The organism is Maricaulis alexandrii (assembly GCF_005871165.1).
GTDB classification, from domain to species: Bacteria; Pseudomonadota; Alphaproteobacteria; order Caulobacterales; family Maricaulaceae; genus Maricaulis; species Maricaulis alexandrii.
Genome location: NZ_SWKP01000009.1, coordinates 287910 through 301715, shown reverse-complemented (window position 1 = coordinate 301715; position 13806 = coordinate 287910). Strand labels below are relative to the sequence as shown.

15 protein-coding genes are annotated in these 13806 nt (G+C 64.1%); 5 read left to right on the top strand and 10 right to left on the bottom strand.

The features are described 5' to 3' along the window. Positions 1-177: 177 nt before the first annotated feature. A complete protein-coding gene (locus FCS99_RS14365) occupies positions 178-756 on the bottom strand; it encodes a DNA-3-methyladenine glycosylase I (RefSeq protein WP_138513762.1) in 579 nt (192 codons plus the stop codon). Between the two features lie 170 nt (positions 757-926). Continuing rightward, positions 927-1781 carry a CAF17-like 4Fe-4S cluster assembly/insertion protein YgfZ gene (ygfZ, locus tag FCS99_RS14360; RefSeq protein WP_138513760.1) on the bottom strand — a complete coding sequence of 285 codons (855 nt, stop codon included), beginning with the start codon at positions 1779-1781 and terminating at the stop codon, positions 927-929. Positions 1782-1811: 30 nt separating this feature from the next. Here ygfZ and FCS99_RS14355 point away from each other — a divergent pair, with 30 nt between their 5' ends. The 5 genes from FCS99_RS14355 to FCS99_RS14335 all read left to right on the top strand — a co-directional run bounded on the left by FCS99_RS14355 (position 1812) and on the right by FCS99_RS14335 (position 6696). Further along, the gene (locus FCS99_RS14355) at positions 1812-2777 is read left to right on the top strand and encodes a glycosyltransferase family 9 protein (protein ID WP_138513758.1); all 966 of its coding nucleotides are present in this window, start codon (positions 1812-1814) and stop codon (positions 2775-2777) included. Next, a complete protein-coding gene (locus FCS99_RS14350; protein ID WP_138513755.1) occupies positions 2774-4111 on the top strand; it encodes a dihydroorotase in 1338 nt (445 codons plus the stop codon). The genes FCS99_RS14355 and FCS99_RS14350 overlap by 4 nt, the downstream gene beginning before the upstream one ends. Positions 4112-4173: 62 nt before the next feature. Next, a complete protein-coding gene (locus tag FCS99_RS14345) occupies positions 4174-5442 on the top strand; it encodes a SulP family inorganic anion transporter (protein ID WP_138513753.1) in 1269 nt (422 codons plus the stop codon). Positions 5443-5481: 39 nt separating this feature from the next. Continuing rightward, positions 5482-5874 carry a DUF6165 family protein gene (locus FCS99_RS14340; protein ID WP_233352847.1) on the top strand — a complete coding sequence of 131 codons (393 nt, stop codon included), beginning with the start codon at positions 5482-5484 and terminating at the stop codon, positions 5872-5874. A gap of 60 nt (positions 5875-5934) precedes the next feature. Continuing rightward, positions 5935-6696: a hypothetical protein gene (locus tag FCS99_RS14335; protein WP_138513751.1), complete on the top strand. Its 762-nt coding sequence runs from the start codon at positions 5935-5937 to the stop codon at positions 6694-6696. A gap of 12 nt (positions 6697-6708) precedes the next feature. Here FCS99_RS14335 and FCS99_RS14330 read toward each other — a convergent pair whose 3' ends face one another. From FCS99_RS14330 to yaaA, 8 genes are all read right to left on the bottom strand, one after another. Continuing rightward, complete coding sequence (locus FCS99_RS14330; RefSeq protein ID WP_138513749.1) at positions 6709-7893, bottom strand: ABC transporter permease; 1185 nt, start codon at positions 7891-7893, stop codon at positions 6709-6711. 9 nt (positions 7894-7902) lie between these two features. Continuing rightward, complete coding sequence (locus tag FCS99_RS14325) at positions 7903-9060, bottom strand: ABC transporter permease (RefSeq protein WP_138513747.1); 1158 nt, start codon at positions 9058-9060, stop codon at positions 7903-7905. Continuing rightward, positions 9060-9752: an ABC transporter ATP-binding protein gene (locus FCS99_RS14320; protein WP_138513745.1), complete on the bottom strand. Its 693-nt coding sequence runs from the start codon at positions 9750-9752 to the stop codon at positions 9060-9062. Before FCS99_RS14320 ends, FCS99_RS14325 begins: the two co-directional genes overlap by 1 nt. Positions 9753-9773: 21 nt before the next feature. Continuing rightward, a complete protein-coding gene (locus FCS99_RS14315) occupies positions 9774-10796 on the bottom strand; it encodes an efflux RND transporter periplasmic adaptor subunit (protein ID WP_138513742.1) in 1023 nt (340 codons plus the stop codon). Positions 10797-10916: 120 nt separating this feature from the next. Then, positions 10917-11342: a TIGR02301 family protein gene (locus FCS99_RS14310; RefSeq protein ID WP_138513740.1), complete on the bottom strand. Its 426-nt coding sequence runs from the start codon at positions 11340-11342 to the stop codon at positions 10917-10919. Positions 11343-11350: 8 nt separating this feature from the next. Next, complete coding sequence (locus FCS99_RS14305) at positions 11351-11806, bottom strand: NUDIX hydrolase (RefSeq protein WP_138513738.1); 456 nt, start codon at positions 11804-11806, stop codon at positions 11351-11353. A 24-nt stretch (positions 11807-11830) separates the two neighbouring features. Beyond that, positions 11831-12631: a 3-hydroxybutyrate dehydrogenase gene (locus FCS99_RS14300; protein WP_138513736.1), complete on the bottom strand. Its 801-nt coding sequence runs from the start codon at positions 12629-12631 to the stop codon at positions 11831-11833. Positions 12632-12967: 336 nt separating this feature from the next. Continuing rightward, positions 12968-13753 (bottom strand): peroxide stress protein YaaA, encoded by a 786-nt coding sequence (yaaA, locus tag FCS99_RS14295; RefSeq protein WP_138513734.1) that lies wholly within the window; start codon positions 13751-13753, stop codon positions 12968-12970. Positions 13754-13806: the final 53 nt, after the last annotated feature.

The window sequence follows — 13806 nt, the reverse complement described above, 5'->3', positions numbered from 1 at the left end:
CCCAAACTCGTCAACGTCGCCGTCATGCGAAAGCTCATCGAGGCTGCAAACCTCGTCCTGAAACGCCAAACACCATGGCAATCAGAAATGCAAACGACATAGTTGCTTCTCCCCGGGGAGAAGGAGGGGGGTGAGCCTGTAGCCTGTCCTCATCCCCGGCAACTGGCGAAGAAGCCCCTACCGCCCCATCGCCTTCACAACCCCATGCCGATGACACGCGGTCTCATGGTCATTGACCATGCCCACGGCCTGCATGAAGGCGTAGACGATGACCGGGCCGACGAATTTGAAGCCGCGTTTTTTCAGGTCCTTGGAGAGGGCCTGGCTTTCTTCGGTCTGGGTGGGGGTGTCCTGGAGGCTGGGCCAGGCATTCTGGATGGGGGCGCCGCCGACAAAGCTCCAGAGATGGTCGGCGAAGTCGATGCCGGCTTCGCGCATGTCCAGATAGGCTTGGGCATTGCCGATGGCGGCCTCGATCTTGGCTTTTGAGCGGATGATGCCGGGGTCGGTCAGAAGGCGTTCGCGGTCGCTGTCGTCATAGCGGGCAATGATCTCCGGGTCGAAACCGTGGAAGACCTGCCGCATGTGCTCGCGCTTCCTGAGAATGGTGATCCAGGCGAGGCCCGCCTGGAAACCGTCGAGCATCAGTTTTTCCCAGAGCGCCCGGCTGTCATACTCCGGCACGCCCCATTCGGTGTCGTGATATTCGGCATAGATCGGATCGGGGGAATTCACCCAGGCGCAGCGTTCGGTCATGACGTCTCTCTACTCCGGGCCTGCTGACAGCATTATGGCAGGATTATTCCATCCTCCGTCATCCCACGGGCCCTGCAAAGCAGGGATCCGGGGGACCTCACCCATCCTGTTGGCCGGTCAGCCGGGGTCCCCCGGACAAGCCGGGGGATGACGGTAAAAAAAGAACGCGATCACACCGCTTCGGGCGGCGCGTCCGGGATCAGGGCCTGCGGCACGGTGATATGGGCTTCCTGGCCATCGGCCTCGGCATAGCGCGTGGCGGTGCCCAGCTTGTCGATCCGAGTCAGGATGACGGCGTGGTGTCCGGCCGCGGAGGAGATCGCGCCCACCTTGGCATCGCCCGCCATGACGGCCGTACCGCGCGGCGGGGCCTCGCTGGCAAAGACGGCGGGGATGGAGCGTTTGCGGATCGTGCCGCGGCGTTTCATGCGCGAGACGACTTCCTGGCCGATGAAACAGCCCTTCTTCCAGCCCACCCCGCCATAGGCATCCAGATTGACATCGGTGGGGAAGACTTCCGCCTCACCATAATCGCGACCGAAGGCGGGGACGCCGCCTTCCAGTTCCAACCGGTCGAGCGGTTTTTCCGGACCGCCCTGTTCGGCGATCCCGCGATGGACCCGGCCCTCCAGACGGGGGTCGGGGCGGGAGCCCGGGAAAGGCGTCGTGGCCCAGACCGCGTGGAGATCGGTGTTCAGGACGATCTCCGCCTTCGCGCGCAGTTTGAACAGGGTCAGGCGTTTGACCAGGCGGGTGGCGGCTTCGGCAGGAACATCGAGCCAGACGGTCGGGCCGTCGGCGAAAATCAGGAAGTCCGCCAGGATCTTGCCCTGGGGGGTCAGCAAGGCGCCGGGGCGGCACTCATCGGAGTCCAGCGAGGCGACATCGGCGGTGATGACGCGTTGCAGGAAGTCGCGGGCCTCGTCTCCGGCCACCGAGATGATCGCGCGGCCGGGCAGGGTGTGGGGAAGCGTATCGGGCAAGCTCATGACCACGGATATGGCATTGAGATCGCGTCTGGCCAAGACCTCTCATGCGCGCTATTGGCGGCACCCATGGAACGCGTGCTTTTCATCACCTCGACCCGGATCGGTGACGCCATCATCAATTCGGGCGTCCTCCATCATCTTGTCGAGACCCGGCCCGAGGCGCATTTCACCATTGCCTGCGGGCCCTTGGCCGCGTCCCTTTTCGCTGAAGTCCCGCGGCTGGAACGCCTCATCGTGATGCGCAAGAAACCGATGGGGCGGCACTGGATCGAGTTGTGGCAGGAGACGGTGGGCACGCGCTGGGATCTGGTGGTCGACATGCGCTGTTCCGCGACCGCCTGGACCTTGCGGGCCGGTGAGCGCCGCATCCTGAAACAGGCGGACCGGCCGACCGCCAAGGTGATCGAGGCAGCCAGCGTGCTGGGCCTGGAAGATCATCCGCCCGCGCCGCGCCTGTGGCTGTCCGAGGCCCATCGGGCTGAAGCGCGAGACCGCCTGCCCGATTTGCCGGTGGGTGAGCAGTATCTGGCGATCTGCCCGTCCGCGTCCTGGATTTTCAAGGTCTGGCCGGCCGAGAAATTCGCCGAATTCATTCTGCGCTTCACTGCGCCGGACGGCGTCCTGCCGCGCGCCCATATCGTGATGCTGGGCGGGCCGGGCGACGAGAAATACGCCCAGCCCATCTATGATGCCCTGCCGGAGCTGGACTTCATCGACCTCTTGGGCCTGGGCCTGCCGGAGACGGCGGCCTGTCTGGAACGCGCCCGGCTCTATGTCGGCAATGATAGCGGTCTGATGCACATGTCCGCCGCCGCCGGTACACCGACGCTGGGCCTGTTCGGTCCGTCGGATGACCGCTGCTACGGACCCTGGGGCGATCATTGCGACCTGGTGCGCGGACCGGCCTCCTTCGAGGAGATCGACTCGGCGCATGCTGACCGGCGCAAACATCCCGAAAGCCTGCTCGCCGACCTTTCGGTCGAGACTGTGTATGATGCGGCCAAACGCCTGCTGGAAAGGACTGCAAAATGAGCCAGACCTTCGACCTCATTCTCAAGGGTGGTGACGTCGTCAATCATGATGGCAAGGGCATCACCGATATCGGTGTGATCGACGGCAAGACCGCCGCCATCGGCGATCTGTCCCAGGCCTCGGCGGGCGAGGTGATCGATTGTACCGGCCTGACCGTCGTGCCGGGGGTGATCGACACCCAGGTCCATTTCCGGGAGCCGGGAATGGAATGGAAGGAAGACCTGCAATCGGGTTCGCTGTGCGCCGTGATGGGCGGGGTGACGGCGGTGTTCGAAATGCCGAACACCAATCCGACCACCACCTCGCCGGACATGCATCTGGACAAGCTGGCCCGGGCCAAGGGGCGCATGCATTGCGACCACGCCTTCTATGCCGGCGCGACCAATGAGAATGCCGATGTCCTGCCCGAGATGGAAAAAATGCTCGGTTGCTGCGGTGTGAAGGTGTTCATGGGCGCCTCCACCGGCTCGCTCCTGGTCGCCGATGATGAGGGCGTCGAGCGGGTCCTCAACGCCATTTCGCGCCGCGCGGCCTTCCACTCCGAGGACGAGTTCCGCCTGGAAGAGCGCCGCGGCCTGGCCGTGGACGGGGACTGGACCAGCCACCCGGTCGTGCGCGATGCCGAAGCCGCCATCCTGTCGACGAAACGCCTCATCCGTCTGGCCCGCAAGACCGGCAAGCGGATCCACGTCCTCCACGTCTCGACGGCGGAGGAGATGGATATTCTGGAACAGCACCGCGATGTCGCCTCGGTCGAGGCCACGCCGCAGCACCTGACGCTGGAAGGTCCGGAAATCTACGAGCGCATCAAGGGCCGGGCCCAGATGAACCCGCCCGTGCGCGATGCCTATCACCGCGCCGGTCTCTGGCGCGGTCTGCAGCGCGGCATTGTGGATGTGATCGGCTCAGATCATGCGCCGCACACGCTGGAGGAAAAGGCCAAGCCCTATCCGCAGAGCCCGTCCGGCATGCCCGGCGTGCAGACGCTGGTGCCGATCATGCTGGATCATGTGAATGCCGGCCGCCTGACGATCGAGCGCTTTGTCGATCTGACCTCGCATGGCGCCCAGCGTATTTTCGGCATCGCCAACAAGGGCCGCATGGCGGCCGGCTGGGATGCCGACTTCACCCTGATCGACATGAAGCGCTCGGTGGAGATCACCGATGACTGGTCGGCGACCAAGTCCGGCTGGACGCCCTTCCACGGCATGACGGTCACCGGCTGGCCGGTGGGCACGATCGTGCGCGGAAAGTCGATCATGCGCGAAGGCGAATTGGTCACCGAAGGGGCCGGCGAACCGGTGACCTTCATGGAAGCCCTGCCGAAGCGCTGATCCTGTGCGGCGTGCTTTTGTCGCAATGGTGATCCCCTGCCGCGAATGGTAGGAGGTCATTCATGCGGCTGCCCAAGATCATCACAACGCTCCAGACCTATGATCTGAAGCAATTCCTGGCGGACCTGTCCGCCGGGACGACGGTCGCCCTGGTTGCCCTGCCGCTCAGCCTTGCCATCGCCATTGCCTCCGGTGCCGACCCGGCCCAGGGCATTGTCACGGCCGTGGTCGGCGGTTTCCTGATTTCCCTGTTCGGCGGCAGCCGGGTCCAGATCGGCGGACCGACCGGGGCTTTCATCGTCGTGGTGTTCTCGGTGATCGCCGAGCATGGCTATGACGGGCTGGTCTTGGCGACCCTGATGGCGGGGAGCATTCTGGTTGTGGCGGGGCAGTTCCGGGCCGGGCGCTTGATCGCCTTCGTTCCGGAGGCTGTGGTCAACGGTTTCACCATCGGCATCGCCCTGATCATCGCGCTCAGCCAGTTCAAGGATGTGTTCGGCCTGACGCTGGACCATGCTCCGGAGAATGCGCTGGACACGGTCAGCCTCCTGCTGGCCGCGCGGGACAGTGTGAACTGGAGCGCTTTCGGCATTTCCGCGCTGGCCGCTGTCCTGATCCTGGGCTTCCGGCGCCTGGCCCCGAAATTTCCCGGCCTGATCCTGGCGCTGATCCTCGCCTCCGGCCTGGTGACCGTGCTGGGCCTGGGCGTCGACACGATCACTTCGCGCTTCGGGGCCCTGCCATCCGGCCTGCCGGCGCCGCACTGGCCGGAGATCAGTCCGGCACGGCTGGTGGAGCTCCTGCCTTCAGCGCTCGTGATCGCCTTTCTGGCGGGCGTGGAATCCCTGCTCTCCGCCATGGTGGCCGACCGCATGATCCAGGGTCAGCACCGGCCCAATGCCGAGCTGACGGCGCAGGGTTTCGCCAATATCGGGTCGGCCCTGTTCGGCGGTCTGCCGGCAACCGGCGCCATTGCCCGCACCGCGACCAATGTCCGGGCGGGCGGGAAAACCCCGGTGGCCGGTCTTGTCCACGCGCTGGTCATTCTCCTGATCATGCTGGTCGCCGCGCCGCTGGCGGGCCGTCTCGCCATGCCGGCCCTGGCGGCGCTGCTGCTGGTGACCGCCTGGAATATGAGCGAGCCGCATCGCTGGGGCAGCTACTGGCGCACGCCCTGGGGTGACCGGGTCCTGTTGCTGCTGACCCTGGTCCTGACCGTGATAGTGGACCTGACCGTGGCGATTGCCGTAGGGGTAGCGCTGGGCCTCGCTCTGCGCCTGGCCCGCCGCCGGTCGGCCGGCAGTGACTGGACCCCGCCCGAGCGCGATTGAGCCGTGCCCGCGAGGCGGCAAGCAGGAAGGACCAACCCCGTGACCACCACCATCATGACCGCGATCGCTCCGGGCGAGCTGATCGACAAGATCACCATTCTGCGCATCAAGTCCGAGCGGATCCGCGATGAAGCCAAGCTGAAGAATGTCCGCACCGAGCTGGACATCCTGACCGCGACCCAGAAAGAGCATGTCCCGGCCAGTGACGAGATGGTGCGCCTGGAAGCGGCGCTGAAGACCGTCAATGAAGCGCTCTGGGAGATCGAGGATGATATCCGCGATTGCGAGCGCCAGGGCGATTTCGGCGAGGAATTCATCCGCCTGGCCCGCGCCGTCTATGTCACCAATGACAAGCGCGCTGCCCTGAAAAAGGAGATCAATCTCCTGCTGGGCTCCACCATCGTGGAAGAAAAGTCCTACGCAGAGTATTGATCCGGCGGGCCGGGACGCGTATCCGGCCCCCATCATGCGCCGCCGAGCAAGGAAAACAGCGTGGACCGGAAGAGCTTCTATTTCTTCGACATCGACGAGAACATCCTGCACCTGCCGACCCGGATACACCTGCTCAACACGGTGACCGGCGAAGAGAAGGCCATGCGGCAGCATGAGTATGAGGACATCAAGGCCTATCTCGGTGTGCCGGGCATCTGGGAAGACTGGGCCGATCCGCCGGCGCGCGCCTATCGCGAGTTTGCCGACGGCAAGGATCGCAATGGCGAGGAATACCTGCTGCGCGATGTCCGCCGTGCCCTGGACAGTGCCCACTGGAAGGGCCCGTCCTGGGAGATTTTCAAATACGCCGTGCTCAAGCGCCGGCCGGTCGCGATCATCACCGCGCGCCAGCACTCGCGCGAGACCATCATGGAAGGCCTGCGCATTCTGGTGGAAGCGGGGCATCTGCCGGAAGAGCCGAACTATCTGGCCATCTATCCCTGCTCCAATCCGGAGATCCGCGACGAGCTGGGCCCGCACCTGACGACGGCCGGCCTCAAGCGCCGCGCCATCCGCCAGTGCGTGGAGAAGGGGCTGGAAGAATACGGCCGGCCGGAACCGCATTCCTTCGGCATGTCCGATGACGACCTCAAGAATGTCGACCTGATCACGTCGGCCATGCTGGAGTGCAAGCTGGACTATCCGGACAAGCGCTTTTTCGTCATCTCCACCAATCGCCGCCGCCATGTGAAAATGGAAATCCTGCCGCCGCACAAGGAGGAGGAAAAACTCCGTGCGGCCGAGGACGCCTATTACGGCTAGCGGCGCGCCGGCCTAGTCGCTGCGATGCACCGTCAGCAGCGGCACAGAGGCAGAACGGATCGCAGGTACCAGACCGCCGAGGAAGCCGATGATGATGGCCATGATCATGCCGGCCATCACCGACCCGCCTGTCACCGAGAACGAGAAGACCACTTGCGTGAATCCGGAGCCCAGCGTGGATGCCGACGCGCCGTTGAACAGAAGATAGACGGCGGCCGCGCCCAGCAGCCCACCCAGCGCTGACAGGATGAGGGCCTCGATCAGCGTGCCCATGGCGGCCGCGCCTCCGGAAAAGCCGATGGCCCGCAAGGTGGCGATTTCCCGCATGCGGGCATCGACGGACGAATACATCGTGTTCCAAGCCCCGGCGAAGGCGCCGATTGCCATGACAATGGACAGGGGCCAGCCGACCAGGCGGATAATGGTGTTCAGCGTCCGGCTCTGCCCGGCGAAGAATTCCCGCTCGTTGAGAATGTCCAGCTCGTTCAGGCGCGGATCGGCCTCGGCGAAGGCCTCCAGGTCCGAAATGGCGTCAGCCGAGGTCAGCCGCACGCGGATGGACTGGAGCGCACTGCCGCGCTGATAGAGGTTCTGCACCACGCCGATATCGGCCCAGACTTCACTCTCGAACACGGTTCCGCCGGTCGAGAACAGGCCGACGACCTGCCACTCATTGGAACCGATGCGGATGGTCTCACCCAGCTCGAAACCGACAAAGGCTCTCAGCACGGCTTCGCCCACGATGATTTCATTCGTGCCGGGCTGGAACATGCGGCCGGCCACCAGGTCGAACTGGCCACGCAGGTGCGGGGCCTGCTCACCGACGCCCCGCATGGGCAGGTTGGCCTCGGTTCCCAGGTCCCGCTTGATCCCGTCCACGGCGATATAGAGTTCGCCGGAGATCAGCGGATCACCCCGGGCATCGGTCGCGACACCGGGGGCCGTTTCCAGGACACGGAACTGGTCGGCGCTGAGCACGCTGTTGAGCTCTGCCTGGGAGCCGCCGCGCAGGATCACGGCGACGTCTTCGGAACCGGTTCCGTCGACTGTCTTCTGGAAGCCGTCGGCCATGGCCAGGAAGCCGAGCAGGACGGCCACGACAAGCGCGATGGAGAGGACGGTGGCGAGCGACATGCCGGCCCGCTGGGGCAGGGAGCGCAGATTCATCATCGAGATGGCACCGGTCTGTTTGAACATGCCGATCTCCTATTGCTTGCCGAGGGCTTCGACGATGCGAACCCGGTGGGCATTCAGGGCCGGTGCAATGCCGGTAATGATGCCGAACCCGATCATCATCGCCAGGGCGATGCCGAAAATGCCGCCTGTGACAGCCAGGCCGGGCAGGGTGCCCGCCAGTGCCGTGGCCAATCCCTTGAGCAGCAGGGCGGCGAGGCCGATACCGGCCAGACCGCCGACCAGGCTGAGCATGACGGACTCGATCAGGACCATGCGGAAGATGCGCGGGGCCGGGAAGCCCAGCGTCTTCATCACCGCGATTTCCTTCGTGCGTTCCGAAATGGCCAGGATCAGGCTGGTGCCGACGATCAGAAGGATGATGCCGAAGGCCGCCCCGACGACATAGATCAGGATGAGGCCGATATTGCCGATCTGGTTGATGAAGGCTTGGCTGAAGGCTGCTTCCGTCGAGGTGTCGGTCTGGGCCGGCGAGTTCTCGAACATCGCATCGATCTCGTTGGCGACCCGGTCATTCACTGCCGGGTCGACCGTATTGAGCACGATCATCCCGACCCGGTCCTGATTGAAGGAGAGGGCCTCGTTGTAATAGTCGTACTGCATGTAGGCCGCTGCGGTGGACATCTCTTCCATGGACGGTGCGTAGATGGCGCACACCTCGAAGTCCCAGGACGAGGTCCCGTCCGTCTTCTGCCAGATATTGGAAAGCAGCGGGACGCGGTCGCCGACAGACCAGTCATACTGGCGGGCCAGGGTCTCGCCGATCAGAAGACAGTTCCGCTGGTCGATGAAGGCCTGGCGCTGATCGTCCGGAATGAGGAATTCGGGATAGGCGGCGAGGAAGGTTTCCGGATCGACCGCGAAGGCCTGAACGACCTGGGTCGGCTCCTGATAATAGCCGCCAAACCAGCTCATATGGCTGGCATTGCGAACGCCCTCCACACCCTGGACCCGGCCCCAATAGGCATAGGGCAGGGATTGGGTGAAACCGGTATTGTTCATCGTGATGAGCCGGTCGGCTGCTGCCAGTTCCACGCCGGCATTGAGCACACGGTTGAAGGACCCCAACACGCCGAAGATCAGGAAGGCGATGAGAATCGACAGGGTCAGAAGAATGGCCCTGAGCTTCTTTCGGAACAGGTTCTTCCGGATGAGGGTGAGGTCATTCATCAGACCGACTCCTGGACCTGCTCAATGAAGCGGCCCTTGTCGAGATGCAGTTCCCGCTGCGCGTATTTGGCGGCCGACGGGTCGTGCGTGACCATCACGATGGTCTTGCCCAATTCCTTGTTCAGCAATTGCAGGGTTTCCAGGATTTCGTCGGCCGACACGCGGTCGAGATCACCGGTCGGTTCGTCGCAGAGCAGGACTTTCGGATCGGCGACGATGGCGCGGGCGATGGCGACACGCTGTTGCTGGCCGCCGGACAATTGCCGCGGCCGGTGCCCCTTGCGATCCGCCAGCCCGACAATGTCGAGTGCCGTGGCGACGCGTTCCTTGCGCTGCTTGCCCGACAGTTTGGTCAGGAGGAGGGGAAGTTCGACATTCTGGGCTGCCGTGAGGGTGGGCATGAGATTGTAGAACTGGAAAATGAAGCCGACATGCTGGGAACGCCACTGCGCCAGCTTGCCCTCGGAGAGCCTGTCGACCCGGACGCCTTCACACACCACGGAGCCGGAGGATGGGCGGTCGATCCCGCCCAGCATGTTCAGCAAGGTGGTCTTGCCGGAGCCGGACGGGCCCATGATGGCGATGAAATCCCCCTGCGGGATGGTCATGGTGAGCTCTTCAAAGATCGTGATCGTTTCCTTGCCGCGCGCGTATCGCTTGGACAGGTCGGTCAGTTCATAAAGCGTATCCACGGGGAGCTTCCTTCTTTCGGGCTATTCGGCAAAGACGACGCGGGCGGCCATGTCCGGCAGGATCCGGCTGTCGCTTTCGTCAAAGGCCACACGCACGGTGATCGTCGCGCGGGCCCGGTCGGCGGTGGGAATGATCGCCTCGACATGGGCGGGGATGCGCCAGTCCGGATAGGCGTCCAGCCGGGCTTCCACGCTCTGGCCTGTCGAGACCCGGCCGATCTGGCCTTCATTCACATCGACTTCCAATTCCAGCGAATCCATGTCGACCAGGGTGGCCACGCCGGTCCGGGTGAAACCGCCCCCCGCCGAGGCCGGCGACAGGATTTCGCCGACTTGGGCGTTCTTGGCGACAACAATGCCGGCAAAGGGCGCGCGGACCACGTGCCGGTCGATCAGGTCTTCCTGGCTGGCAACCTGGGCCGAGGCGGCCTGGTAGTCGGCGCGGGCGGCATTGATCTGGGCGGAGAGGCTGTCGAACTGGGCCTGCGCCGAGGTGACGGAAGCGGCCGAACCGATCCCGCGTTCTTCCAGCGTCCGGGCCCGTTCCAGAACACGCTCTGACTCGGCCTGTTGGGCCATCAGGGAGCGGGTGCGGGCGAGCGCGCTGTCGCGCTGGGCGCTCAACAGACGCAGCTGGATCTGTGCGCGTTCATCGTCAAGGCGGGCCACGACCTCCCCGGCTTCGACCACGGTACCTTCCTCGACCAGGACTTCGCTGATCCGGCCGGTGATTTCCGCAGAGACCGTGGCCTGGCGGCGTGCCACGACATAGCCGGATGCGACCAAGCCGGACGCACGCGGGGCCGGGGCGGGTGTCTGGGATTGTGGGGCGGGCGTTTCGGCCGGCGCGGATGCGGGCTGTACGGGCGTTTCGCGAGGCGGCGCATCGGCTTCACCGCGCATGACATACCAGGTCCCACCGGCCGACAGGCCGGCGGCAATGAGTGCAATCACAGCTGTCGTGCCGACCGACAGACCGGACCGCTCTGTCTCGGCCTCCCGGTCGATACTCAGGCTTTCCAATTGGGCGCGGCGATCCGGCATCAGTCCCCCTCAAGATCAATCAAGCGCCAGCATACGCCGGACTTCATGGCGTTGGAAACGGGACAATCGAGCCCTGCATCCCGCCTCTTGTGACAAAGTGTGGTTGCGGCCGGATTCGGTTCAATCGAAATAGGCGGAGCGCATCATTTCCGACAGGTCTCGCCCGCGATGGGCGAGGGCGCGGCGTTCCGCTTCGGCCTCGGCGCCGCAGCGGGCGCGATAGCGTTGCTGGGCGCGATAGCCTTCGTTGAAACTGTCGATCAGCCGATCGCGGAAACGGCCATTATCGGCGGCTTCCATCGCCAGCAATTCCACCATCCGGTCGCGCCAGGTCTGGGTGTCCGGACCTTCGCAGGCAAAGGCGAGATAGTGGAGTTCGCCCAGCGTATAGGCGAGATAGGGCAGGGTGCGCTCGCGGTCGACCCGGTCCTCGACCGGGGTTTCGGTCAGGATGGACGGGTCCGGCTGTGTCGGGACGCGCGGCTTCTGCGCCAGAGCTGGGCTGGCGAACGCGAAACACAGACAGGCAAGGACAAGCAGGCGCATGGCGCGCATCATGCGCCCGATTGTGGCGCAGTAAAGGCCTGGACGATGTCGCGCGCCCGGCCGATCACATCGCGGGTCTTGTCCCACTCGGTCCGGGCGATGGCTTCGTCATAGGGGAAGAAGGCGGCCTCGGTGACATCGTCGTCGGCGATGGGCTCGCCACCGGTCCAGATGGCGGCGAAGTCGGTCAGCACGAAATGCCAGTCGCCCGGCTGGCCCGGTTCGCGCAGGCCGATACTGTCGATGACATCGATCAGGCCGAGAATGCGGGCCGAAGTACCGGTCTCTTCGGCCAGTTCGCGCAGGGCGGCCTCGGCGGCCGTCTCGCCGTATTCGATCTTGCCGCCGGGCAGGGACCATTGGCCGCGATAGGGCGGCTTGCCCCGCTTGATCAGCAGGACCTCATCCTCGCGAAAGACCACAATCCCCGCGCCGGCAATGGGACGCAGCGGCTCAGTTGTCATGCCGCAGCCAATGCCTTGAAATCGTTATTTCGCCGTCCATCCGCCGTCCACCGTGATCTGCGTACCATTCATATTGGCACCGGCGTCGGAGACAAGATAGAGCAGCGCACCAGCGAGTTGTTCGAAGGTGACGAATTGCTTGGTCGGCTGGGCGGCCAGCATGACATCACGCACGACTTCCTCTTCGGAAATCCCGCGCGCCTTGGCCGTGTCGGCGATCTGGTTCTCCACCAGCGGTGTTTTCACATAGCCCGGGCAGATGGCATTGCAGGTAATGCCGGTCTCGGCGATCTCCAGCGCCAGCGTCTTGGTGAAACCGATCACGCCATGCTTGGCCGCGACATAGGCCGATTTGAAGGGCGAGGCGACCAGGCCGTGGACAGAGGCCAGATTCACGATCCGGCCCTTGCCCTGTTTCTTCATGATCGGCACCGCTGTCTTGCAGGCATGGAAGACGGAGGAGAGATTGATGGCGATGATCGCATCCCATTTCTCGGTGGGGAATTCATCCACTGGGGCGACATTCTGGATGCCGGCATTGTTCATCAGGATGTCCAGACGGCCGAACTCGCGCTCGGCATAGGCCACCATGTCGGCGATCTCGTCCGGCTTCATCATGTTGGCCGGGTGGTAGCGGACCTCGACGCCATGATCGGCGGCGATCTTCGCGCGCAACGCCTCGATCTCACCGGCATCGCCCAGCCCGTTGAGAACCACATGTGCTCCGTTTTCCGCCAGCGCCTCGGCCATCGCCGCGCCAATCCCGCTCGTCGAGCCGGTGACAACCGCCACCTGTCCCGTCAGATCTGTACGAATTCCAGACATGAATGACCCTTCAAGTTTGTGCTGGCGCCAAGAAAGGGGAAGCCGGGGGAGGGGTCAAGTGTGGCCCGGCATTCCACGGCATAAGGTGCAACCATGACGTGCAACTGTGATATAACGCAATGCGCCGGCACTGAGGCCGGCGCAAAACCAAGGAGGTGGCGATGTTTCGGTTTCCGAAATGCTGCCTCGTCCTTTCGGTGACGAGACGACGGATCGGTGGGTGGAGCCTGTTGATCCGTCTCTCAATCGCCTGAAGGGCGGCCAAAGGAGGTGGTGCCAGCCACCTCCTGCGGCCCTTGGACATTAGCACAGTCCGGCTCGCGTTGGAATTGTGGTTCAGGCCGCTTTTGCTGGTGCCGGCTGCGGCCGCGTGAAGAGCAGGCTGTCGCCCTTGGAGCCTTCCGGTTCGAACCGGTAGCCGCCGGCGTCGAATTTCACCAGATCGGCCGGGTCGGAGATGCGGTTCTCGATGGCCCAGCGGGCCATCATGCCGCGGGCTTTCTTGGCGTAGACCATGAGAGCGCGCAGCTGGCCGTCCTTCTCTTCCTTGAAGACCGGCGTGATGACGCGGGCTTTCAGAGTCTTCTTGTCGACCGACTTGAAATACTCGTTGGAGGCCAGGTTGAGGACGACGGGCTCGGCCTCGTCCTCCATCAGCCCGTTGAGTTCCTGAGCGATCTTGGACCCCCAGAAATCATACAGGTTCTCGCCGCGCCGCGTGTGCAGCTTGCGGCCCATTTCCAGCCGGTAGGGGTGGATGCCATCCAGCGGGCGCAGGGCGCCGTAAAGGCCGGACAGGATGCGCAGATGATCCTGGGCGTAATCCAGGTCATCCTCGGACAGGCTCGCCGCATCGAGACCGCGATAGACCTCGCCATTGAAGGCCAAGGCCGCCTGTTTCTCGCCCGGCTGATCGGCATCAAAGGCCTGGAAACGCTCGCGGTTGAGCTTCGCCAGATCCTCATTGATCCCCATCATGGATTTCAGCTTGGAGACGGTCAGCTGACGGGTCGTCTTGGACAGGATGCGCGTCTCATCAATCAGCGACGGGGTCGTGGACGGCAGGGACCGTTCGACCGGGTCGAAATTCATGTTTTTCGCAGGCGACAACAGAATCAGCATGGACATTCTCCTTGGCCCACAAGGATAAGGATCGTGCCCCGGGGTTTCCAGTC

Coding starts and splice junctions, on each gene's coding strand:
- FCS99_RS14315 (WP_138513742.1), bottom strand. CDS start 10,796: ATGCCGGATCGCCGCGCCCAATTGGAAAGCCTGAGTATCGACCGGGAG.
- FCS99_RS14300 (WP_138513736.1), bottom strand. CDS start 12,631: ATGTCTGGAATTCGTACAGATCTGACGGGACAGGTGGCGGTTGTCACC.
- FCS99_RS14350 (WP_138513755.1), top strand. CDS start 2,774: ATGAGCCAGACCTTCGACCTCATTCTCAAGGGTGGTGACGTCGTCAAT.
- FCS99_RS14325 (WP_138513747.1), bottom strand. CDS start 9,060: ATGAATGACCTCACCCTCATCCGGAAGAACCTGTTCCGAAAGAAGCTC.
- FCS99_RS14330 (WP_138513749.1), bottom strand. CDS start 7,893: ATGTTCAAACAGACCGGTGCCATCTCGATGATGAATCTGCGCTCCCTG.
- FCS99_RS14355 (WP_138513758.1), top strand. CDS start 1,812: ATGGAACGCGTGCTTTTCATCACCTCGACCCGGATCGGTGACGCCATC.
- FCS99_RS14345 (WP_138513753.1), top strand. CDS start 4,174: ATGCGGCTGCCCAAGATCATCACAACGCTCCAGACCTATGATCTGAAG.
- FCS99_RS14365 (WP_138513762.1), bottom strand. CDS start 756: ATGACCGAACGCTGCGCCTGGGTGAATTCCCCCGATCCGATCTATGCC.
- FCS99_RS14305 (WP_138513738.1), bottom strand. CDS start 11,806: ATGACAACTGAGCCGCTGCGTCCCATTGCCGGCGCGGGGATTGTGGTC.
- yaaA (WP_138513734.1), bottom strand. CDS start 13,753: ATGCTGATTCTGTTGTCGCCTGCGAAAAACATGAATTTCGACCCGGTC.
- FCS99_RS14310 (WP_138513740.1), bottom strand. CDS start 11,342: ATGCGCCTGCTTGTCCTTGCCTGTCTGTGTTTCGCGTTCGCCAGCCCA.